Here is a 20,054-nt window from a genome sequence, read left to right as displayed (position 1 = left end):
GAACCGAACAACAAGGAGTGAAGCATGGTCCTCGACCTCCTGCGGCGCAGACAGCAGACCGGCGCAGATCCTCTCCAGACCAAGGCCAGCGCCGCCGCCCGCGTGGTGTCCTGGCAAGGGGCGGGCCGGGTGGCCTGGAGCCCGCGCGACAGTGTTTCGCTGACCCGCAGCGGCTTTGCCGGCAACCCGGTCGGCCATCGCGTGATCCGGCTGATCTCGGAAGCCGCCGCCGCGGTGCCGCTGGTGCTGCAGGACAGCCGCCAGCGCTATGACAGCCACCCGCTCCTGAGCCTGCTGGCGCGGCCCAATCCGGGGCTGGCGCAGGCCGGTCTGATGGAAGCGGTCTGCGGCCATCTGCTGCTTGCGGGCAACGCCTATATCGAGGCGGTACCGTCGGAGACCGGCCTGCCGGTGGAGCTGCACGTGCTGCGGCCGGACCGGATGTCGGTGGTGCCCGGACCGGATGGCTGGCCTGCGGCATTCGAATACGCGGTCGGCGGGCGCAAGCACCGGTTTGCGGTGGAGGGCAGCCACAGCCCGGTCTGCCATATCAAGAGCTTCCACCCGCAGGACGACCACTACGGCCTCTCGCCGTTCCAGGCGGCAGCGATAGCGGTGGATGTTCATAACGCGGCCTCGCGCTGGTCCAAGGCGCTTCTCGACAATGCGGCGCGGCCCTCAGGCGCGCTGGTCTGGAGCGGCTCGGACGGGCAGGGCCAGATGGCGGATGACCAGTTCCGCCGCTTGAGCGAGGAGATACAGGCCAACTTTCAGGGCGCCTGCAATGCCGGCCGGCCGATGGTGCTGGAGGGCGGGCTGGACTGGAAGCCGATGGGTTTCTCGCCGTCGGATATGGAATTCCAGAAGACCAAGGACACCGCCGCGCGGGAGATCGCGCTCGCCTTCGGGGTGCCGCCGATGCTGCTCGGCATTCCGGGCGATGCCACCTACGCCAACTACCAGGAGGCCAACCGCGCTTTCTACCGGCTGACGGTGCTGCCTCTGGTCACCAAGGTGACGGCGGCGCTGGCGGGGTGGCTCACCGGCTTCACTGGCGAGGAACTGGTGCTGAAGCCTGACCCCGATCAGCTGCCCGCACTGGCTGCCGAGCGCGATGCGCAGTGGCGACGGGTGGCGGAGGCGGACTTCCTGAGCCGGGCGGAAAAACGCCAGCTCCTGGGACTGCCGCCGGAAACCGGGAGCACCAGCGATGAGTGAACACCCGATCCACGCTTTCGACTGTTCGCCCGGGCTCCGGCTCAGCGCGCATGAGCGGGTGGCGCAGATCCAGAACGAGGCGGTGAACCGACGCCTGGACCGGATCGAGCAGATGATGGAGCGGCTGGAGCGGCGGCTGTGGCTCACCGTCTATGGCGTGGCGGCGGTAATCCTGGCGCAGGCGTTCCAATCCTTTCTGGCGGTGCAATAGGCGCCGTTGCAGCAGGTTGCGAGGTATTTCTCATGCAGAACGACAACTCTGACGACGTCCGGCTGGAGCACAAGTTTGCGCGGTTCGGCGAGCGGCTTTCGGTGGAACGTTCCGAGGGCAGCGCGGCGGAGGCGCCGGTGATTTCCGGGTATGCCAGCCTCTTCGGCGAGACCGACCAGGGCGGTGACGAGGTGATGCGCGGCGCCTATACGGCTTCCCTTAAAACGCTAGCCGCCGAGGGCCGCACGGTCAAGATGCTGTGGCAGCACGACCCGGCGCAGCCAATCGGCGTCTGGGACGAGCTGCGCGAGGACGAACGCGGGCTTTGGGTCAAGGGACGGTTGCTGACTGCCACGCCGAAAGGCGCCGAGGCGGCCGCGCTGATCGCGGCGGGGGCGCTCGACGGGCTGTCGATCGGTTACCGAACGGTGAAATCCGCCCGCAGCCAGAACGGCACCCGGCAGCTGTTGCAGGTGGATCTTTGGGAAGTGTCGCTGGTCACCTTCCCAATGCTGCCCGCCGCGCGTGTCGCAGCCAAGGCCGCGCCCCGCGAACCCGAGGCACAGGCGCTGCGGGCGCTGGCACGCGGCCTGCGCGAACTCACACAAGACCTAAAGGCAGGACAGAGCATATGAGCACAGACCCCAGCCCGGCCATGCCCGGGCACGACAGCGCACTGGCCCGGGACATGCAGGAGGCGGTTACCGGCTTCCTTCATGAATTCAAGGGCTTTCGGAACGACATTACGGCGAAACTGAAACAGGCAGAAGAGCGTATGAACATGCTGGACAGAAAAACTCTCCCCGCTGGCCGCCCCCCTCTGGCCGCCGCCCAGGACATGGGCGCCCCGCATCAGAAGGCGTTCAACGCCTATCTGCGCACCGGTGACGACGACGCGATGCGCGGTCTGCAGCTCGACACCAAGGCGATGTCCACGGCGGTGAACAGCGATGGCGGCTACCTCGTCGACCCGCAGACCGCAGAGACGGTGAAATCGGTGCTGTCCTCCTCCGCGTCGATCCGGGCGGTGGCTTCGGTAGTGCATGTGGAGGCGTCGTCCTTCGACGTGCTGATCGACCACACCGACGTGGGCGCGGGCTGGGCGGCTGAGGCGGGCCCGGCGGCCGAGACCGGCACGCCCTCCATCGACCGTATCACCATCCCGCTGCATGAGCTGTCGGCGCTGCCCAAGGCCTCGCAGCGGCTGCTCGACGACAGCGCCTTCGACATCGAAGGCTGGCTGGCGAACCGCATCGCTGACAAGTTTGCCCGCGCCGAGGCCGCGGCCTTCATCTCCGGCGATGGTATCGACAAGCCGACCGGCTTCCTGAACCACGCCGCGGTGGCGGATGGCTCCTGGACCTGGGGCAGTCTGGGCTACGTTGCCACGGGCAGCAGCGGCGCGGTCGGCAATGGCGATGCGATCATCGACCTGGTCTATGCACTTGGCGCCCAGTACCGCGCCAATGCGACCTTCGTGATGAACTCCAAGACCGCGGGCCAGGTCCGCAAGCTGAAGGACGCCGACGGCCGCTTCCTGTGGTCCGACGGGCTGGCCGCGGGGGAACCCGCGCGGCTGATGGGCTACCCGGTGCTGATCGCCGAGGACATGCCGGACCCGGCCGCCGACAGCTTCTCGGTTGCGTTCGGCGATTTCCGCGCGGGCTACACCATCGCCGAGCGTCCCGACCTGCGGGTGCTGCGCGACCCGTTCAGCGCCAAGCCACATGTGCTGTTCTATGCCACCAAGCGCATCGGCGGCGGGGTCAGCGACTTTGCTGCGATCAAGCTGCTGAAATTCGGTCTCACCTAACTCCGGGACCGATGGCGGGACCGGCAGCCCGGTTCCGCCGGCGGGCACGCACCACTCCTCCTGCTGCCGTCCAGCTGCTCCCCCTCCGTCCGAGCGGCAGCAGGCGGCGCGTGCCCGCCGCACTCTCGTCAACATCAGAACAGGGCCGGGAACGGGGGCCGGGCTATCGGAGTGAAATGATGATGCTGAGCGAAGTGACACCGGTGCCCCAGGCCGCCCTGCCGCTGAAAGCGTTCAAGGCGCACCTGCGGCTGGGCACCGGCTTTGGCGAGGAGAGCTTGCAGGATGAAGTGCTGGCAGGCTTCCTGCGCGCGGCGATCGCTGCGGTAGAAGCAAGGACCGGCAAGGCACTGATTGCGCGTAGTTTTTCCTGGCAGCTCACCAAGTGGCGCGACCGCAGCCTTCAGGTTTTGCCGACTGCGCCGGTCAGCGCTGTACAGTCGGTGGTGATCCGCGATGCGGCGGGCGGTGAGACCACGGTGGAGGCAAACCGCTACCGGCTGGAACAGGACAGCCACTATCCGCGGCTGCATCCCGTTGGCGGTCTCTTGCCGCAGGTGCCCTCCGGCGGGCTGTTGCGGATCACCATGGAGGCCGGGATGGCACCGGACTGGGGCGGGCTGCCGGCCGATCTGGGCCAGGCGGTGATGCTCCTGGCCGCGCATTATTACGAGTACCGCCGCGACACAGGCCTGCACGGCGGCTGCATGCCCTTCGGCGTGACCAGCCTGATCGAACGTTACCGCGCCCTGCGCCTGAGCCTTGGGAGGGTGTCATGAGCGGGCCGCGGCTGACGCGCCGGCTGGTGCTGGAAGACCCACAGCGCAGCGGCGACGGCGCGGGCGGATTTGCCGAGATCTGGGTAGCGCTTGGCACTCATTGGGCCGAGGTGAATTCGCTCACTGGCCGGGCGGCCGCGCGAGAAGGGGCACACCTGTCGCTGCAACGCTACCGGATCACGCTGCGCGCGGCACCCGCAGGCTCGGCGGCGCGGCCGCGGCCCGATCAACGCTTCCGGGATGGAGCCCGCGTCTTCCGCATCGACGCGGTCGCGGAGGCGGACCCGGACGGGCGCTACCTGACCTGTTTCGCAACCGAGGAGGTGAGCGGATGACCTATGCTCTTGCCCAGTCCCTGCAGGCGGCCGTCTACCAGCGCTTGCTGGCGGATGCCGGGCTGGCGGCGCTGACCGGCACCGCGATCTACGACGCGCTGCCCGCCGGCAGCCTGCCGCAGACCTACGTGGCGCTGGGGCCGGAAGAGGCGCGCGCCAGGGGTGACCGCAGCGCCGGCGGGGCCGAGCACCGCTTCACCGTCACTGTGGTGACCGATGCGGCAGGATTTTCCGCCGCCAAGGAGGCCGCCGGCGCGATCTGCGATGCGCTGGAGGATGCGCCGCTGGCCCTGACGCGAGGCCGTCTGATCGGCCTTTGGTTCGACCGTGCGCGCGCGGAGACGCTGAAGGACGGCGGCCGCAGCATCACCCTGCGTTTCCGTGCCCGGGTCGATGACGCCTAATGGCGCTGACTGAGAAGCCTGAAGAAACCTGTTGAATTATCGGAGAAAAAGCGATGACAGCCCAGAACGGCAAGGACCTCTTGGTCAAGGTGGATATGAATGGCGCGGGCCTGTTCGAAACCGTCGCGGGGCTGCGCGCCACGCGGATCAGCTTCAACGCCGAGAGCGTCGACGTGACCAGCTTGGAAAGCCAGGGCGGCTGGCGCGAGCTCTTGGCGGGGGCAGGCGTGCGCTCGGCCAATATCTCGGGCTCAGGCGTGTTCCGCGACGAGGCCACGGACGAGCGCGCTCGGCAGCTGTTCTTTGACGGGGTGACGCCTGCCTTCCAGGTGGTGATCCCGGGTTTCGGTATCGTCGAGGGCCCGTTCCAGGTCACCGCGCTGGAATACGCGGGCAGCCACAATGGCGAGGCAACCTATGAGCTGTCGCTGGCCAGCGCCGGTGCGCTCAGCTTCACGGCGGTCTGAGCGATGGTGAATCCTCATGCCGGCGAAGCGGAACTGGTCATTGGCGGGCAGGCATACACGCTGAAACTTACGCTAGGGGCGTTGGCGGGGCTGGAGGCCGCGCTGGAGGCTGAGACGCTGGTGGAGCTGGTGCAGCGTTTCGAGGAGGGCCGGTTTTCAGCGCGCGACGTCCTGGCGCTGCTGGCCGCGGGGCTGCAAGGCGGCGGCCACGACATAAGCCGCGAGACGCTGGCCGCGGCCGATATCGGGGGCGGGCCGGTGCAGGCGGCGCGGGTGGCGGCAGCGCTGCTAGCGCGCAGCTTCGCGCTGCCGGAGGCGCCGTGAGCGGCTTTGACTGGCCCGGGCTGATGCGCGCGGGGATCGCGGGGCTGCGCCTGCACCCGCGCGACTTCTGGCAGCTGACCCCGGCCGAGCTGATGCTGATGCTGGGCAGCGCCCGCGCCGCGCCGCCAGTGGACCGCAGCCGCCTGGCCGAGATGATGCGCGCCTTTCCCGACACGCCGCCCGAACCCCAACAGGAGGACTGACCCATGGCCGACTTCGAGATGGCTGAACTGGAACTTCAGGGCGAGGCGCTCGGCGATGCGCTTGGCGGCGCGGCCGGGATGGCCGCCGCCTTTACCACCGAGCTCGCCCAGGTGAAGGCCGGGTTTGCCGAGGCGGGCAAGGATGCCCGCAGCCTGGAACGGGGCATTTCCAAAGGATTGCGGCGCGCTTTTGAAGATCTCGCCTATGACGGGGAGAGCCTTTCGGGTGCGCTGGAGACGCTCGCCCGGACGATGATCCGCACCACCTACAACAGCGCGATGAAGCCAGTGACCGACCGGATCGGCGGCAGTATCGCCGATGGGCTGGGCCAGCTGGTCGGGGGCATCCTGCCCTTCGCGGCGGGCGGCGCCTTCAGCCAGGGGCGGGTGATGCCCTTTGCCCGCGGCGGCGTGGTGAGCGGGCCGGTGGCCTTCCCGATACGCGGCGGCACCGGCCTGATGGGCGAGGCCGGGCCGGAAGCGATCCTGCCGCTCACCCGCGGCGCCGATGGCAGCCTTGGCGTGCGCGCCCAGGGCAGCGGCGGGGTGAACGTGGTGATGAACATCACCACCCCCGACGTCAAAGGCTTCGAACGCAGCCGCGGCCAGATCGCCGCTCAGGTCTCCCGGGCGCTGGCCCGCGGCAGCCGAAACCGTTAACTGCGGAGGGTAACTCTATGAATTTTCACGAAGTCCGCTTTCCCGCCTCGCTTAGCTTCGGCTCTGTCGGGGGGCCTGAACGGCGCACCGACGTGGTGACGCTTGCCAACGGGTTCGAGGAGCGCAACACCCCCTGGGCGCACTCCCGCCGCCGCTATGACGCGGGGCTGGGTCTGCGCTCGCTGGAGGATATCGAGACACTGATTGCCTTTTTCGAGGCTCGGCGCGGGCAGATGTTTGGCTTCCGCTGGAAGGACTGGAGTGATTACAAGTCCGCGCGCGCAGGCGCGGAGGTGGACTTCCCCGACCAGCGGATCGGTACCGGCGATGGTGCCACTGTGGCGTTCCAGCTTAGCAAAACCTACCGCTCTGGCGACTACAGCTACCAGCGCCCGATCCTGAAGCCGGTGGCGGGTACGGTGCGGCTGGGGATCGAGCAGGACGAGCTCCGCGAGGGCGTGGATTTCACGCTCGACACCGCCACCGGGCAGGTAGTGCTTGCCTATCCGCCGGAGCAGGGCCTGAGCATCCATGCAGGCTTCGAGTTCGACGTGCCGGTGCGATTCGATACCGGGCAGATCCAGACCAGCGTGGCCTCCTTCCAGGCGGGCGAAGTGCCCGCGGTGCCGGTGGTGGAGGTGCGGGTATGAGCGGGCCGTCGGATGCGTTCCGCGCCCATGCCGCCACCGGGCTCACCACGCTGTGCCGGGCTTGGGCTATGACACGGTCGGACGGGGTGGTTTTCGGCTTCACCGACCATGACTGCGCGCTGACGTTTGAGGGTATCAGTTTCGAGCCCGGCAGCGGCCTCACCGCGCGGGCGCTGCAGCAGGCCACCGGGCTTTCGGTCGACAATACCGAAGCGCTCGGCGTGCTCAGCGCCGCCGCGGTGCGGGAGGAGGACATTGAGGCGGGGCGCTTTGACAATGCGGACGTGCGCTGCTGGCTGGTCAACTGGCAGGATGTCTCCCTGCGCTGGCTGCAGTTCCGCGGCACCATCGGCGAAATCCGCCGCGCCGGCGGCGCGTTTGAGGCTGAGCTGCGCGGCTTGACCGAGGCGCTGAACCGGCCGCTGGGGCGGATTTACCAGAAACCCTGCACGGCGGTGCTGGGCGACACCGCCTGCCGTTTCGATCTGAACACGCCCGGTTATGCCGTCGAGCTGGCTGCAGAGGCTGTGGAGGGCGCGGAACAGTTCCGGTGGGATGCACTTGCAGGTTTCGAGCCGGGCTGGTTCGCCGGCGGGCGGCTTTCGGTGCTGAGCGGCGCGGCACGGGGCCTCTGGGGCATGATCAAGGCTGACCGCAGCGACGCTTCGGGCCGCAGCCTTACACTTTGGCAGCCGGTGCGCGCTCCGGTGGTGCCGGGGGATATCCTGCGGCTGGAGGCGGGCTGCGACAAGCGGATGGAGACTTGCCGGCTGAAGTTCAGCAATCTCCTGAACTATCAGGGGTTCCCTGACATCCCGGGCGAGGACTGGATGGTGGCAGTGCCGCGACAGTCGGGCCTAAACAGCGGCGGCAGCCGCCGATGAGCATGCCGGTGGTCGCGCTGGCCCGGGTTTGGATCGGGACGCCCTACGTGCATCAGGCCTCCTGCCGCGGAGCGGGATGTGATTGCCTGGGGCTGATCCGCGGGCTCTGGCGCGAGCTCTACGGCGCCGAACCCGAGACCGTGCCGCCCTACACGATGGATTGGGACGAGCCGCAGCGGCAGGAGCACCTGTGGCAGGCGGCGGCGCGGCACCTGGTGGCCAAACCGCTCGATGCGGCGGCGCCCGGCGACGTGGTCCTGTTCCGGATGCGCGAGGGGGCGGTGGCCAAGCACCTGGGGGTGCAGTCCGAGGTTTGCGGTCAAAGCGATGTGTGCAGCGGCCCGCCCGGCGGGGTGGGACAGATTCTCCGCGGCCCTGCCTTCATCCACGCCTACGCCGGCCACGGCGTCGTCGAAAGCCCGCTCACCCCGCCCTGGCGGCGCCGCATCGTGGCGCGGTTTCATTTCCCGAAGGAGCAGATCTGATGGCAACCATTCTTCTTGCAGCCGCAGGCGCGGCCATCGGCGGCGCTGTCGGCGGTACCGTTGCGGGGCTGTCCTCGGCGGTGATCGGGCGCGCGGTGGGGGCAAGCCTGGGGCGGCTGATCGACGAGCGGCTGCTGGGCGCGGGATCTGATCCGGTGGAAACCGGCCGCGTGGACCGCTTCCGCCTGACCCAGGCGGGCGAGGGCGAGCCGGTCACGCAGCTTTACGGCCGGATGCGGCTGGGCGGTCAGGTGATCTGGGCTTCGCGCTTCCTGGAGACCGCTAGCACCGCCGGCGGAGGCGGCGGTAAGGGGCGGCCCAGAGCACCGCAGGTGACCCGCTACAGTTATTCGGTTTCACTCGCGGTGGCACTCTGCGAGGGGGAAATCGCCAGCGTCTCCCGGGTGTGGGCCGATGGCGAAGAGGTAGCGCCAAAGGACCTGAACATGACCGTCTACCGCGGCACTGCGGACCAGCTGCCCGACCCGGTCATGGAGGCAATTGAGGGCGCGGGACAGGTGCCCGCCTACCGCGGCACGGCCTACGTGGTAATGGAGAACCTGTCACTCGAACGGTTCGGCAACCGGGTGCCGCAGTTCTCCTTCGATGTGCTGCGGCCGGAGCAGCCCGGCAGCGCCACTCATGCAGAGGACCTGGGTCAGCTGGTGCAGGGGGTTGCCCTGATGCCGGGCACAGGGGAGTACACTTTGGCCAGCTCCCCTGTGCATTACAGCCACGGCCCCGGCTCCGCGCGCGCCGCCAACAGCCATACGCATTCAGGGCAAAGCGACCTCAAGACCTCGCTCGACGCGCTGGAGGCGGAACTGCCGGGCTGCGGGGCCGCCTCGCTCATCGTGTCGTGGTTCGGGGGTGACCTGCGCTGCGGCCACTGCACGCTGAAGCCGAAGGTGGAGCACAAGGACGCCGAGGGCAGCATGGTCTGGTCCGCCGGGGGGCTCTCCCGCTGGGAGGCCGAGGAGGTGCTGAAACAGGACGGCACCGCGCTTTACGGCGGCACGCCCGCGGATGCCGCGGTGGTGCAATCCATCCGCGAGATGCAGGCACGCGGGCTCAGGGTGATGTTCTACCCCTTCATCCTGATGGACCAGGGCGAAGGCAACACGCTGCCCGATCCCTGGACCGGCGCCGAGGGCCAGCCGCATCTGCCTTGGCGCGGCCGCATCACTCTGTCGGAAGCGCCCGGGCGCGATGGCTCCCCTGATGGCACGGCCGCGGCCGATGCCGAGGTCGCGGCGTTTTTCGGCACGGTGACGGCAGCGGATTTCACTGTGAGCGACGGCGCCGTCTCCTACCACGGCCCGCAAGAATGGAGCCTCAGCCGCTTCATCCTGCACTACGCGGCGCTATGCGCTGCGGCGGGCGGGGTGGAGGCTTTCTGCATCAGCTCGGAAATGCGCGCGCTCACGCAGATCCGCGGGGCAGGCGGCTTCCCGGCGGTGGAGGCCTTGCGCGTCCTCGCGGCGGAGGCGCGGACCCTGCTGGGGGCGGAGACCAAGATCGGCTATGCCGCCGACTGGTCGGAATATTGGGGCTATCAGTCCCCGGAGGGCGACCGCTACTTCCACCTCGATCCCCTCTGGGCCGATCCGGAGATCGGTTTCATCGGCATCGACAACTACATGCCGCTCAGCGATTGGCGCGAGGGGGAGGACCACCTCGACGCGCAATCCGGTGTGGCGGCGGTCTATGACCTTGATTACCTCCGCGGCAACGTGGAAGGCCGCGAGGGCTATGATTGGTATTACCATTCGCCCGAGGCCGAGGCGGCGCAGATCCGCACCCCGATCACCGATGGCGCCCATGGCGAGCCCTGGGTTTGGCGCTACAAGGACATCCGCAATTGGTGGCTCAACGAACACCACGAGCGCATCGGCGGCATCCGGCAGGTGCAGCCCACCGCCTGGGTGCCGCAGTCGAAGCCGATCTGGTTCACCGAACTGGGCTGCGCCGCGATCGACAAGGGCACCAACCAGCCCAATAAGTTCCTGGACCCGAAAAGCTCGGAATCGAAGCTGCCGAAATATTCCAGCGGGCAGCGCGACGACCTGATCCAGATCCACTACCTGCGCGCGGTTTTGGGCTACTGGAGGGAGGCGGAGAACAACCCGGTTTCGGAAGAATACGAAGGGCGGATGCTCGACATGGCCAACGCCTATGTCTGGGCCTGGGACGCGCGGCCTTTTCCGGCCTTCCCCAACAAGCTGGAGGTCTGGAGCGATGGCGAAAACTACCTGCGCGGCCACTGGCTCAACGGGCGCGCGGGCCAGCGCACGCTGGCCTCGGTGGTGGCGGAGGTCTGTGAGCGGGCAGGGCTATCGGCTTATGATGTCTCCCGGCTCTACGGCGTGGTGAGGGGCTATGCGAACAGCGAGGTGAGCGACGCCCGCGCGACGCTTCAGCCGCTGATGCTGCGCCACGGCTTCGACGCGGTAGAGCGCAACGGGCAGGTGGAGTTCCTGATGCGCGACGGTAAAGGGGCAGAAGCGCTCGACCCGGCAATGCTGGCAGACAGTGTGGAACTGGATGGACCCATCGAACGCATCCGCGGCAGCGAAGGCGAGCAGGCGGGCCGTGTTCGGCTGCGCTTTGCCGAATGGGGCGGCGATCATGAGACCGCTTCGGTGGATGCCGTGCTGCCGGACCAGGCAACCCACGCGGTGAGCCAGAACGAGCTGCCGATTGCTTTGACTGGCGCGGAGGCGCGGCAGGTGGTGGCCCGATGGCTGGCGGAGGCGCGGATTTCCCGCGACAGCGCCCGCTTCCAGCTCCCGCCCTCGCTTCTGCATCTGGGGGCAGGCGACGTGGTAGCGCTGCCGGGCGACGACGGACAAAAGCAGCTCTACCGCATTGACCGGATCGAGCAGGCCGAAGCGCAGCTGGTAGAGGCGGTGCGCATCGAGCCCGGCGTCTACCGCGCAGGTGAAGTCCTCGAGGATTTGCCCGGAGTGAACGAATTTGCCGCGCCGGTGCCGGTGCTGCCCCTGTTCCTGGACCTGCCGCTGATGCGCGGGGATGAAAACCCGGTGGCGCCGCATCTGGCGGTGACGGCTGAGGTCTGGCCGGGAAGCGTCGCTGTTTACGGCTCGGCCAGCGATGAGAACTACGCGCTGGAACAGGTGATCGCGGCGCGGCAGACGGTGGGGGTGACGGAAACCCCGCTGCTGGCCGCGCCGCCGGGGCGCTGGGACCTGGGCGCGGATTTGCAGGTGAAGCTGATCGCGGGCGGGCTCGAAAGCCGCAGCGCACAGGCCGTGCTGGATGGCGCCAACCTTGCTGCAATCGGCGACGGCACCCCCGAAAACTGGGAACTGTTTCAGTTCCGCGAAGCCGAGCTGATCGCGCCGCAGACCTACCTGCTGCGCGGCCGCCTGCGCGGCCAGGCGGGCAGCGATGGGCTGATGCCGCAGGTCTGGCCCGCGGGCTCTTACGTGGTGCTGCTGGATAGCACGATGGTGCAGGTTGATCTTGCGCCCGATCAGCGGCGGCGGCAGCGGCACTACCGGATCGGCCCCGCAAGGCGCAGCCTGGAGGATCCCTCCTATGTGCACGTGGAAGCCAGTTTCGACGGCAGCGGGCTGCGCCCCTATGGGCCGGCGCATCTGGCTCTCACGGGGGCGCTGGGCGGTGACATCGCTGCCGGCTGGATCCGCCGCACAAGGATCGAGGGCGACGGCTGGGACCTGCCCGAGGTGCCCCTTGGCGAGGAGAGCGAGGCCTACCGCATCCGCGTCATGCGCGGCGCAGCCGTGCTGCGCGAGGCGGTCAGCTCCGGGCCCGCCTGGACCTATCCGGCTGCGGCGCAAGTTGCCGATGGCGCGGTGCCAGGCGATGTTCTGGAGGTTGCACAGCTTTCGGCGCGCTATGGAGCGGGACCGGCCGCCATGGCGGTGCTCACGTGAGGCGGCCGGTGCTGCCCAGCGACTGCGCTGCGGTGGCCCGGGCGCTTTTGGCGGCGCCCGTGGCGGCGCGGCCTGCGCTCTGCCGCAGGATCTTTGCGGGCGCCGCCGAGGCCGCCGTCCACATGGCGTGCCACCGACGCCTGCATCCGCGCTGGGGCGACGGCTCGCTCTCCGCCGCCGCACGCCGGTTCCGGCTGGCGGACGAGCCCTTCCTCGATGACCCCGAGTTCCTGTCCTGCACCAGGCTCGTGCTCACGGCGCTGGCCGCCCGGATATCAGAACGTCCCGCGGCGCCTCCCGCCCGCTGAACCCGGCAGCCAAGCTGCCGGGCCAGCCGTTGGGCCGGGTGCCACGGCCCTGCGGTCCGCGGCGCGGGCCCGTATGGTGCGGTTCCGGTGCCTTCGGCCCTGGCGTTCCGGGGTTGCGGGCCATCGGAATTGGAAATACCGGTCATCACAGGTTTGCGTTTGCGGAATGTCTTCCTAAATGCATAACCTGAGCGGAGAAAGGATGCCGAGCCATGATCGAAGCGCAAAAAGCCGTCACTCCCGTGGATCCGGTCTGGGACCGGATTGCTAAGGAAGCCCAGGAGGCTGTCGATTTCCAGCCCTTGCTGGGCGGGCTGATCCACGCCTGTATCCTGCACCACAAATCGATCGAGAAGGCACTGTCCTACCGGATTTCGGCAAAGCTCTGTTCGAACGAGATGTCGATGACCATCCTGCGGGAGATCGTCGACGAAGCCTATGCCGATGACCCCGCCATCGTGGAAGCCGCCCGCGCTGACCTGGTTGCGGTTTACGAGCGCGACCCGGCGTGCCACCGGCTGCTGCAGCCGATCCTCTATTTCAAGGGCTACCAGGCGGTGCAGGCCTACCGGGTCAGCCACTGGCTGTGGAAGAAGGGGCAGAAGGACCTCGCCTATTTCTTCCAGATGCGCACCTCAGAGATCTTCGGCATCGACATCCACCCCGGCGCCCGCATCGGCAAGGGGATCATGATCGACCACGCCCATTCCATTGTGATCGGCGAGACCGCGGTGGTGGGCAATAATGTTTCGATGCTGCACTCGGTGACGCTCGGCGGCACCGGCAAGGAGGAGGAGGACCGCCACCCCAAGATCGGCGACGGCGTTCTGATCGGGGCGGGGGCGAAGGTACTCGGCAATATCAAGGTCGGGCATTGCAGCCGCATCGCGGCCGGGTCGGTGGTGCTGTCGGAAGTGCCGCCCTGCAAGACCGTGGCAGGCGTGCCCGCGCGCATCGTGGGCGAGGCGGGCTGCGATCAGCCCTCGGTCAGCATGGACCAGCGCTTCACCAACGGCAGCGGTTCGGAGTAGGCGGCCGGAGACCCCGGCCGGGACGGGCGCTTCGGCGAAGACGGGCTAAACGGCGGGTCTCGGCTTGCCGCGCCCCGCGCGATTGCCTGCGGAGAGAATTGCCTGACCGGCACGGCTTTGGAACATGCCACGAAAAAGGCCGGGCAGCTGCCCGGCCTTTACTGTATCTGGACTCCGGCCCGCTCAGGCCAGCATCACCATCGGGTTTTCCAGGTTGTCCTTGATCGCGGTCAGCAACTGCGCCCCCAGCGCGCCGTCGATCACCCGGTGGTCGACCGAGAGCGTCACCGACATCACCGTGGCTACCGCCAGCTCGCCGTCCTTGCCGACGATGGGCTTCTTGACGCCCGCGCCAACCGCGAGGATGGCGCCATGCGGCGGGTTGATCACGGCGTCGAAGTTTTCGATGCCGAACATGCCGAGGTTGGAGATCGCGAAGCTGCCGCCCTGGTATTCATGCGGCGCGAGCTTGCGGTCGCGGGCGCGGGTTGCAAGGTCCTTCATCTCCGACGACAGCGCCGACAGCGACTTCATCTCCGCATCCTGCAGCACCGGGGTGAACAGGCCGCCCTCGATGGCAACCGCCACCGCCACGTCCGAGGCCTTCATCTTCAGCACCCGGTCGCCGGCCCAGACCGCATTGGCATCCGGCACCGACTGCAGCGCCAGCGCGCAGGCCTTGATGATGAAGTCGTTGACCGAGAGCTTCACGCCGCGGCCTTCGAGCTGCTTGTTGAGGTCACCGCGGAATTTCAGCAGCGCGTCGAGCTGGATGTCGCGGCGCAGGTAGAAATGCGGCACCTGCTGCTTGGCCTCGGTCAGGCGCGCAGCAATGGTCTTGCGCATCCCGTCGAGCTTCATTTCCTCGTAGTCGCGGCCCTGGTACATCTTTGCGACCTGATCGGCCGAGGGGCCTGCGGAGGGCGCAGCCGCGGCCGGGGCCTTGGCGGCTTCCGCTTTCGGGGCGTCTTCCTTGGCGGCCTGGGGCTTGGCGCTTTCGACGTCGGCCTTAACGATGCGGCCCTTGGGTCCGGAGCCCTCGATCTGGCTCAGGTCGAGGCCCTTGCCGGCAGCTATGCGCCGTGCCAGCGGCGATGCGAAGATGCGGCTGCCATCGGCGGCCTGCGGCGCGGCCGGGGCGGGTTTCGCCTCTGCCTGGCCGTTGCCCTTGGCAGGAGCGGGCGCCTCGGACCCCTCCTTGGGGGCCGCCTCCTTGCCCGCGTCAGCCGCGGGCGCGGCTTCCCCGCCGGAAGCACCGGAGGACTTGATGTCATCGGCGCTTTCGCCATCCTCCAGCAGGACCGCGATGGGCGTGTTCACCTTCACGCCTTCGGTGCCTTCGCCAATGAGGATCTTGCCGACGGTGCCTTCGTCGACGGCTTCGAATTCCATCGTCGCTTTGTCGGTCTCGATCTCCGCCAGCAGGTCGCCGGAGGAGACCGTGTCTCCTTCCTTGACCAGCCATTTGGCAAGGGTGCCTTCCTCCATCGTGGGGGAGAGGGCGGGCATCAGGATTTCAGTGGGCATCTTGAGGCTCCTTACCGGTAGGTCACTTGTTTCACCGCCTCGATCACCTCATCAGTGGTGACCAGCGCATGTTTTTCCAGGTTGGCGGCATAGGGCATCGGCACGTCCTTGCCGGTGCAGTTGATGACCGGCGCGTCAAGGTAATCGAACGCCTCCTGCATCACCACCGAGGAGATGTAGCTGCCGACCGAGCCCTGCGGCCAGCCTTCTTCGACGGTGACCAGGCGGTTGGTTTTCATCACCGATTTGATGATCGCGGGCGTGTCCATCGGGCGCAGGGTGCGCAGGTCGATGACCTCGGCCGAGATGCCGTCTTCCGCCAGTTTCTCAGCGGCTTCCAGCGCGTACTGCATGCCGATGCCGAAGGAGACGATGGTTACGTCGTCGCCCTCGCGCCAGATCCGGGCCTTGCCGAAGGGCACGGTGTAGTCATCGAGCTTCGGCACGTCGAAAGCGCGGCCGTAGAGGATCTCGTTCTCAAGGAAGATCACCGGGTTGGGGTCGCGGATCGCTGATTTCATCAGCGCCTTGGCGTCCGACGCGGAGTATGGCATCGCCACTTTCAGGCCGGGGATCTGCATGTACCAGGCGGCGTAGTCCTGGCTGTGCTGGGCGGCGACGCGGGCGGCGGCGCCGTTGGGGCCGCGGAAGACGATCGGGCAGCCCATCTGGCCCCCGGACATGTAGAGCGTCTTGGCCGCCGAGTTGATGATCTGGTCGATCGCCTGCATCGCGAAGTTGAAGGTCATGAACTCGACAACCGGGCGCAGCCCGCCAAAGGCCGCACCGGTGGCGATGCCGGCAAAGCCGTGCTCGGTGATCGGCGTGTCGATCACCCGCTTGGCGCCGAACTCGTCCAGCAGACCCTGGGAGACCTTGTAGGCGCCCTGGTACTCGGCGACTTCCTCGCCCATCAGGAAAACGTTCTCGTCGCGGCGCATTTCCTCGGCCATGGCGTCGCGCAGGGCTTCGCGCACGGTGGTCTGCACCATCTCGGTGCCTTCCGGGTAGTCGGGCTCGGCATCGGGGATCGCGGCGGCGGGCACCTTCTGCGGCGCGGCGGCAGCGGGCTCGTCGCGGGCAGGGGCCTTGGCTTCCTGCTTGTCTCCGCCATTGCCGCCCGAGGACGCCTCGTAGTCGTCCACGCTTTCGCCGTCTTCAACCAGCACCGCGATGGGGGTGTTCACCTTCACGCCTTCAGTGCCTTCGCCGATCAGGATCTTGCCGACGGTGCCTTCGTCGACGGCTTCGAACTCCATCGTCGCCTTGTCGGTTTCGATCTCGGCCAGGATGTCGCCGGAGTTCACGGTATCGCCTTCCTTGACCAGCCACTTGGCCAGGGTGCCTTCCTCCATGGTCGGCGACAGGGCGGGCATCAGAATTTCAGTTGCCATGTCTTGTTCTTCCCTCTCAGGCGGTTTCCTGCGGAACTTCGTCCGCATAGATGTCGGTCCACAGCTCGTCGAGCGCGGGCTCGGGGCTGTCCTTGGCGAATTCCGCGGATTTGCTGACGATCTCCTTGATCTCCTTGTCGATCGCCTTGAGATCCTCTTCGCTGGCGTGGTCGCCGGTCAGCAGCATGTCGCGGACCTGCTCGATCGGGTCACGCTCCTCGCGCATTTTCTGCACTTCCTCGCGGGTGCGGTACTTCGCCGGGTCGGACATCGAGTGGCCGCGGTAGCGGTAGGTCTTCACTTCCAGGATGTAGGGGCCCTTGCCTTCGCGGCAGTGGGCCACCGCGCGCTCGCCCGCTTCCTTGACCGACAGCACGTTCATGCCGTCAACCGCCTCACCGGGGATGCCGAACGCCTTGCCGCGCTCCCAGATTTCGGCGCTGGAGGTGGAGCGCTGCTGCGAGGTGCCCATGGCGTACTGGTTGTTCTCGATCACGAAGATCACCGGCAGCTTCCAAAGGGCCGCCATGTTGAACGTTTCGTAGACCTGGCCCTGGTTGGCGGCGCCGTCCCCGAAATAGGTAAAGGTGACGCGGCCGTTGTCCTTGTACTTGTCGGCGAAGGCGAGGCCCGCGCCCAGAGGCACTTGGGCGCCGACGATGCCGTGGCCGCCGTAGAAATGCTTTTCGCGGCTGAACATGTGCATCGAGCCGCCTTTGCCCTTGGAGTAGCCGCCCTCGCGGCCGGTGAGCTCGGCCATCACCCCGTCCGGGTCCATGCCGCAGGCCAGCATATGGCCGTGATCGCGATAGGAAGTGATACGCTTATCGCCTTCCTCAGCCGCGGCCTCCAGCCCCACGACAACGGCTTCCTGGCCGATGTAGAGGTGGCAGAAGCCGCCGATCAGGCCCATGCCATAAAGCTGGCCGGCCTTTTCCTCGAATCGGCGGATAAGCAGCATCTCCCGGTAGTAGTTGGTGAGCTCCTCAGCAGAAACGTTTGATTTCTTGGTCGATCTTCTAGCGGCCATGGTTGTGTGCTTCCCCTGTAGGCTAGATAGTTTAGCATTAAACAAACTGTTATCGCATTCTTGCGCGCATGGGTAGTGCTATTGTGACGCTACGGCGCGCACGTGACAATCCGTCCCGTAGCAACGGGCGGAACCGCGCTGCAATGGCGCGGTACAGGGCGTTTTGGGGAACCGCCGCGAGGCGGGTCAGTGGATAACCAGTTCGTCAGCCCGCAAGAGGCCGAGGACTGAGCGCGCCTGCTCGTCGAGCAGATCCAGATCGAGGTAATCGTCCGACAGCCGCCGGGTCAGGTTTTCCATTTCGCCGATACTGGCCTGAAGACGGGCGAGGTCCTGACGCAGCTCCTCTGCTTCGGCCTGGATCTCCACCCGCCGGAACAATCCGAAGTCGCCCTGCACCGCGGCGAAGGTGAAATACGCGCTCAACGCGAAGGCAGTTGCAAAAAAAGCGATAGCGCCCAAGGAGGGCCTGGAGCTTGTGGTCACGTGAGGCCGCCTGTATCGTACTGCTAGTGTTGTGTTTTTGCACCGTTTGCCGGCGTCTGCACCAACTATGCCACATCACGTATTGCTTGTGAAACTTAAACTGTCCGTGGGGGTTCGAAAGTTTCGCGGCGGTCCGGGCGGGGGCAGGGCAACGCGGTGACGCCACGGCCTTCTGGCCCGCCCGTGCCGGTGCCCTAAGCTGGCCGCAGGAGGAGCAGAGATGACACGAGACACCGATACCCCGGCAGTGGCCGCATTGCGCACGCATGAAGTCACGAACCAGCCGCAGCCGCGCGGCGGGCGCGATCTCTGGGCGGAGGACCGCGCCCTGCGTGCTTACGTCGGCCATTTCGGCGGCCGCACGGGGGAGGCCGCGGCGGCGGGCGCCGCCTATGGCGCGGCGGAGTTGATCGAGGCCGCAGAAGAGGCCCGGCGCGATCCGCCCCGCCTGAAGGCGTTCGGCCGCTCCGGCCACCGGCTGGACGAGGTGCATTTCAACCCCGGCTATCACGCGGTGATGGGGGCTGCGCAGCGGCTGGGCTATGCCCATTGCGCCTGGGACGGGCAGCCGGGCGGCCATGTCACCCATGCCGCACATGTGTACATGCTGAATCAGGTGGAGCCGGGCGTCTGCTGCCCGATGACCATGACCTACGCCGCGGTTCCAGCCCTGCGCCACGACGCGGCGCTGTCCGCTGAATGGCTGCCCAAGCTGACGAGCGCGGACTACGACCCCTCCATCCGCCCGGTGGCGCAGAAACGCGGCGCCACGCTCGGCATGGCGATGACCGAAAAACAGGGCGGCTCCGACGTGCGCGCCAATACCACCCGCGCGGTGCGGGATGGAGACCATTACCGGCTGAGGGGCCACAAGTGGTTCTGCTCGGCGCCGATGTCGGACGGGTTCCTGACGCTGGCTTATGCCGACGGGGGGCTCACCTGCTTCCTGGTGCCGCGCTGGCTGGAGGACGGCCGCAACGCGATCCGGCTGATGCGGCTGAAAGACAAGCTGGGCAACCGCGCTAATGCCAGTGCCGAGATCGAATACGAGGACGCGCTGGCCTACCGTCTGGGCGAAGAGGGGGCAGGCGTGCGCACGATCATCGAGATGGTGCATCACACCAGGCTCGATACCGCGCTGGCACCTGCGGGGCTGATGCGCGCAGCGCTCACGGAAGCTTTCTGGTGGGTCGAGGGCCGCAGCGCGTTCCAGAAGCGTTTGATCGACCAGCCCCTGATGCGCGCGGTCCTGGCCGACCTCGCGCTTGACGCCGAAGGCGCGCTGGCGGCGGGGATGGCGATGGCAGCCGCCTTTGACCGCGAGGATGCCGGCAGCCGGGCGCTCGCCCGAATCGGCGTGGCGCTCGCCAAGTACCTGGGCAACAAGCGCTGCATCCCGGTGATCGGCGAGGCGATGGAGGTGCTGGGGGGCATGGGCTACATCGAGGAAACGCCGATGCCGATGCTCTATCGCGAGGCGCCCCTGAACGGTATCTGGGAGGGCTCTGGCAATGTGATCTGCCTTGACATCCTGCGGACGCTCGCGCGTGAGCCGCGGGCCGGAGCCGCGCTGAACGCCCTGCTCGACGGTGCCCGCGCCAGCGACAAGCGCTATGACGCGGCGCTCACGGCGCACCGGGCGCGCTGGCCCGCACTGCCGCCCGAGGCGGAGGCGCGCTGGTTCGTGGAAAGCCTCGCCACCCTGATGAGTGCCGCCTGCCTGATCGAGGCTGCGCCTGTACCGGTTGCGGACGGGTTTATTTCCAGCCGCGTCGAGGGCGCACGCGGGTCGCTGCCGGGCTCAGTTGCCGGATTGGATGTGGAGGGCATTCTGGCGCGTTTTGTGGGGTAGGTGCGGCACCCTGAATCACGGGTGATCAATCACTACGGCTCGCGTCTACTCGGAGAGCCGGGCATCTCCGGCG

At 67.5% G+C, this 20,054-nt stretch carries 22 protein-coding genes; 18 read left to right on the top strand and 4 right to left on the bottom strand.

What is annotated here, in order from left to right; translation table 11 throughout:
• Nucleotides 1-24 precede the first annotated feature (24 nt).
• The 17 genes from ACOHWE_RS03605 to cysE all read left to right on the top strand — a co-directional run bounded on the left by ACOHWE_RS03605 (nucleotide 25) and on the right by cysE (nucleotide 13,692).
• Nucleotides 25-1,218, top strand: a complete 1,194-nt coding sequence (locus ACOHWE_RS03605; RefSeq protein WP_420664173.1) for a phage portal protein — start codon at nucleotides 25-27, stop codon at nucleotides 1,216-1,218.
• Nucleotides 1,211-1,429, top strand: a complete 219-nt coding sequence (locus ACOHWE_RS03600; protein ID WP_420664172.1) for a GTA head formation protein, RCAP_rcc01685 family — start codon at nucleotides 1,211-1,213, stop codon at nucleotides 1,427-1,429. Before ACOHWE_RS03605 ends, ACOHWE_RS03600 begins: the two co-directional genes overlap by 8 nt.
• A gap of 32 nt (nucleotides 1,430-1,461) precedes the next feature.
• Nucleotides 1,462-2,064, top strand: a complete 603-nt coding sequence (locus tag ACOHWE_RS03595) for an HK97 family phage prohead protease (RefSeq protein ID WP_420664171.1) — start codon at nucleotides 1,462-1,464, stop codon at nucleotides 2,062-2,064.
• A gap of 20 nt (nucleotides 2,065-2,084) precedes the next feature.
• Nucleotides 2,085-3,242 carry a phage major capsid protein gene (locus tag ACOHWE_RS03590; protein ID WP_420664677.1) on the top strand — a complete coding sequence of 386 codons (1,158 nt, stop codon included), beginning with the start codon at nucleotides 2,085-2,087 and terminating at the stop codon, nucleotides 3,240-3,242.
• 179 nt (nucleotides 3,243-3,421) lie between these two features.
• A complete protein-coding gene (locus ACOHWE_RS03585) occupies nucleotides 3,422-4,021 on the top strand; it encodes a head-tail connector protein (protein WP_420664170.1) in 600 nt (199 codons plus the stop codon).
• Nucleotides 4,018-4,356: a head-tail adaptor protein gene (locus tag ACOHWE_RS03580; protein WP_420664169.1), complete on the top strand. Its 339-nt coding sequence runs from the start codon at nucleotides 4,018-4,020 to the stop codon at nucleotides 4,354-4,356. Before ACOHWE_RS03585 ends, ACOHWE_RS03580 begins: the two co-directional genes overlap by 4 nt.
• Complete coding sequence (locus ACOHWE_RS03575; RefSeq protein WP_420664167.1) at nucleotides 4,353-4,760, top strand: DUF3168 domain-containing protein; 408 nt, start codon at nucleotides 4,353-4,355, stop codon at nucleotides 4,758-4,760. The genes ACOHWE_RS03580 and ACOHWE_RS03575 overlap by 4 nt, the downstream gene beginning before the upstream one ends.
• Before the next feature lie 53 nt (nucleotides 4,761-4,813).
• Nucleotides 4,814-5,227, top strand: a complete 414-nt coding sequence (locus tag ACOHWE_RS03570; protein ID WP_420664165.1) for a phage major tail protein, TP901-1 family — start codon at nucleotides 4,814-4,816, stop codon at nucleotides 5,225-5,227.
• Between the two features lie 3 nt (nucleotides 5,228-5,230).
• The gene (locus tag ACOHWE_RS03565; protein WP_420664164.1) at nucleotides 5,231-5,551 is read left to right on the top strand and encodes a gene transfer agent family protein; all 321 of its coding nucleotides are present in this window, start codon (nucleotides 5,231-5,233) and stop codon (nucleotides 5,549-5,551) included.
• Entirely contained in the window at nucleotides 5,548-5,754 is a 207-nt protein-coding gene (locus ACOHWE_RS03560) for a rcc01693 family protein (RefSeq protein WP_420664163.1), read from the top strand. Before ACOHWE_RS03565 ends, ACOHWE_RS03560 begins: the two co-directional genes overlap by 4 nt.
• Before the next feature lie 3 nt (nucleotides 5,755-5,757).
• Nucleotides 5,758-6,414: a phage tail tape measure protein gene (locus ACOHWE_RS03555; protein WP_420664162.1), complete on the top strand. Its 657-nt coding sequence runs from the start codon at nucleotides 5,758-5,760 to the stop codon at nucleotides 6,412-6,414.
• 17 nt (nucleotides 6,415-6,431) lie between these two features.
• Nucleotides 6,432-7,064, top strand: coding sequence for a phage distal tail protein, Rcc01695 family (locus tag ACOHWE_RS03550; protein ID WP_420664161.1), 633 nt, complete (start codon nucleotides 6,432-6,434; stop codon nucleotides 7,062-7,064).
• Entirely contained in the window at nucleotides 7,061-7,948 is an 888-nt protein-coding gene (locus ACOHWE_RS03545) for a DUF2163 domain-containing protein (protein ID WP_420664160.1), read from the top strand. Before ACOHWE_RS03550 ends, ACOHWE_RS03545 begins: the two co-directional genes overlap by 4 nt.
• Nucleotides 7,945-8,433, top strand: coding sequence for a C40 family peptidase (locus ACOHWE_RS03540; RefSeq protein WP_420664158.1), 489 nt, complete (start codon nucleotides 7,945-7,947; stop codon nucleotides 8,431-8,433). The genes ACOHWE_RS03545 and ACOHWE_RS03540 overlap by 4 nt, the downstream gene beginning before the upstream one ends.
• A complete protein-coding gene (locus tag ACOHWE_RS03535) occupies nucleotides 8,433-12,353 on the top strand; it encodes a baseplate multidomain protein megatron (RefSeq protein WP_420664156.1) in 3,921 nt (1,306 codons plus the stop codon). The genes ACOHWE_RS03540 and ACOHWE_RS03535 overlap by 1 nt, the downstream gene beginning before the upstream one ends.
• A gap of 8 nt (nucleotides 12,354-12,361) precedes the next feature.
• Nucleotides 12,362-12,661, top strand: coding sequence for a DUF7742 family protein (locus tag ACOHWE_RS03530; protein WP_420664155.1), 300 nt, complete (start codon nucleotides 12,362-12,364; stop codon nucleotides 12,659-12,661).
• Between the two features lie 212 nt (nucleotides 12,662-12,873).
• A complete protein-coding gene (gene cysE / locus ACOHWE_RS03525; protein ID WP_420664153.1) occupies nucleotides 12,874-13,692 on the top strand; it encodes a serine O-acetyltransferase in 819 nt (272 codons plus the stop codon).
• A gap of 183 nt (nucleotides 13,693-13,875) precedes the next feature.
• On the opposite strand, the gene ACOHWE_RS03520 is transcribed toward cysE, so the two are convergent.
• The 4 genes from ACOHWE_RS03520 to ACOHWE_RS03505 all read right to left on the bottom strand — a co-directional run bounded on the left by ACOHWE_RS03520 (nucleotide 13,876) and on the right by ACOHWE_RS03505 (nucleotide 18,129).
• Nucleotides 13,876-15,219, bottom strand: coding sequence for a pyruvate dehydrogenase complex dihydrolipoamide acetyltransferase (locus ACOHWE_RS03520; RefSeq protein ID WP_420664151.1), 1,344 nt, complete (start codon nucleotides 15,217-15,219; stop codon nucleotides 13,876-13,878).
• Nucleotides 15,220-15,230: 11 nt separating this feature from the next.
• Nucleotides 15,231-16,613, bottom strand: a complete 1,383-nt coding sequence (locus ACOHWE_RS03515; protein ID WP_420664149.1) for a pyruvate dehydrogenase complex E1 component subunit beta — start codon at nucleotides 16,611-16,613, stop codon at nucleotides 15,231-15,233.
• Nucleotides 16,614-16,629: 16 nt separating this feature from the next.
• Entirely contained in the window at nucleotides 16,630-17,643 is a 1,014-nt protein-coding gene (gene pdhA / locus ACOHWE_RS03510; protein WP_420664147.1) for a pyruvate dehydrogenase (acetyl-transferring) E1 component subunit alpha, read from the bottom strand.
• 186 nt (nucleotides 17,644-17,829) lie between these two features.
• Nucleotides 17,830-18,129, bottom strand: coding sequence for an FtsB family cell division protein (locus ACOHWE_RS03505; protein ID WP_420664145.1), 300 nt, complete (start codon nucleotides 18,127-18,129; stop codon nucleotides 17,830-17,832).
• 220 nt (nucleotides 18,130-18,349) lie between these two features.
• On the opposite strand from ACOHWE_RS03505, the gene ACOHWE_RS03500 reads away from it, so the two are divergent.
• On the top strand, nucleotides 18,350-19,981 hold the full coding sequence (locus ACOHWE_RS03500) for an acyl-CoA dehydrogenase family protein (protein ID WP_420664143.1): 1,632 nt from the start codon (nucleotides 18,350-18,352) through the stop codon (nucleotides 19,979-19,981).
• The last annotated feature ends 73 nt before the right edge of the window (nucleotides 19,982-20,054 follow it).

Origin of the sequence: Cribrihabitans neustonicus (assembly GCF_048820895.1) — a bacterium.
GTDB lineage: Bacteria > Pseudomonadota > Alphaproteobacteria > Rhodobacterales > Rhodobacteraceae > Cribrihabitans_A > Cribrihabitans_A neustonicus.
This window is presented reverse-complemented; position numbering and strand designations above follow the sequence as displayed.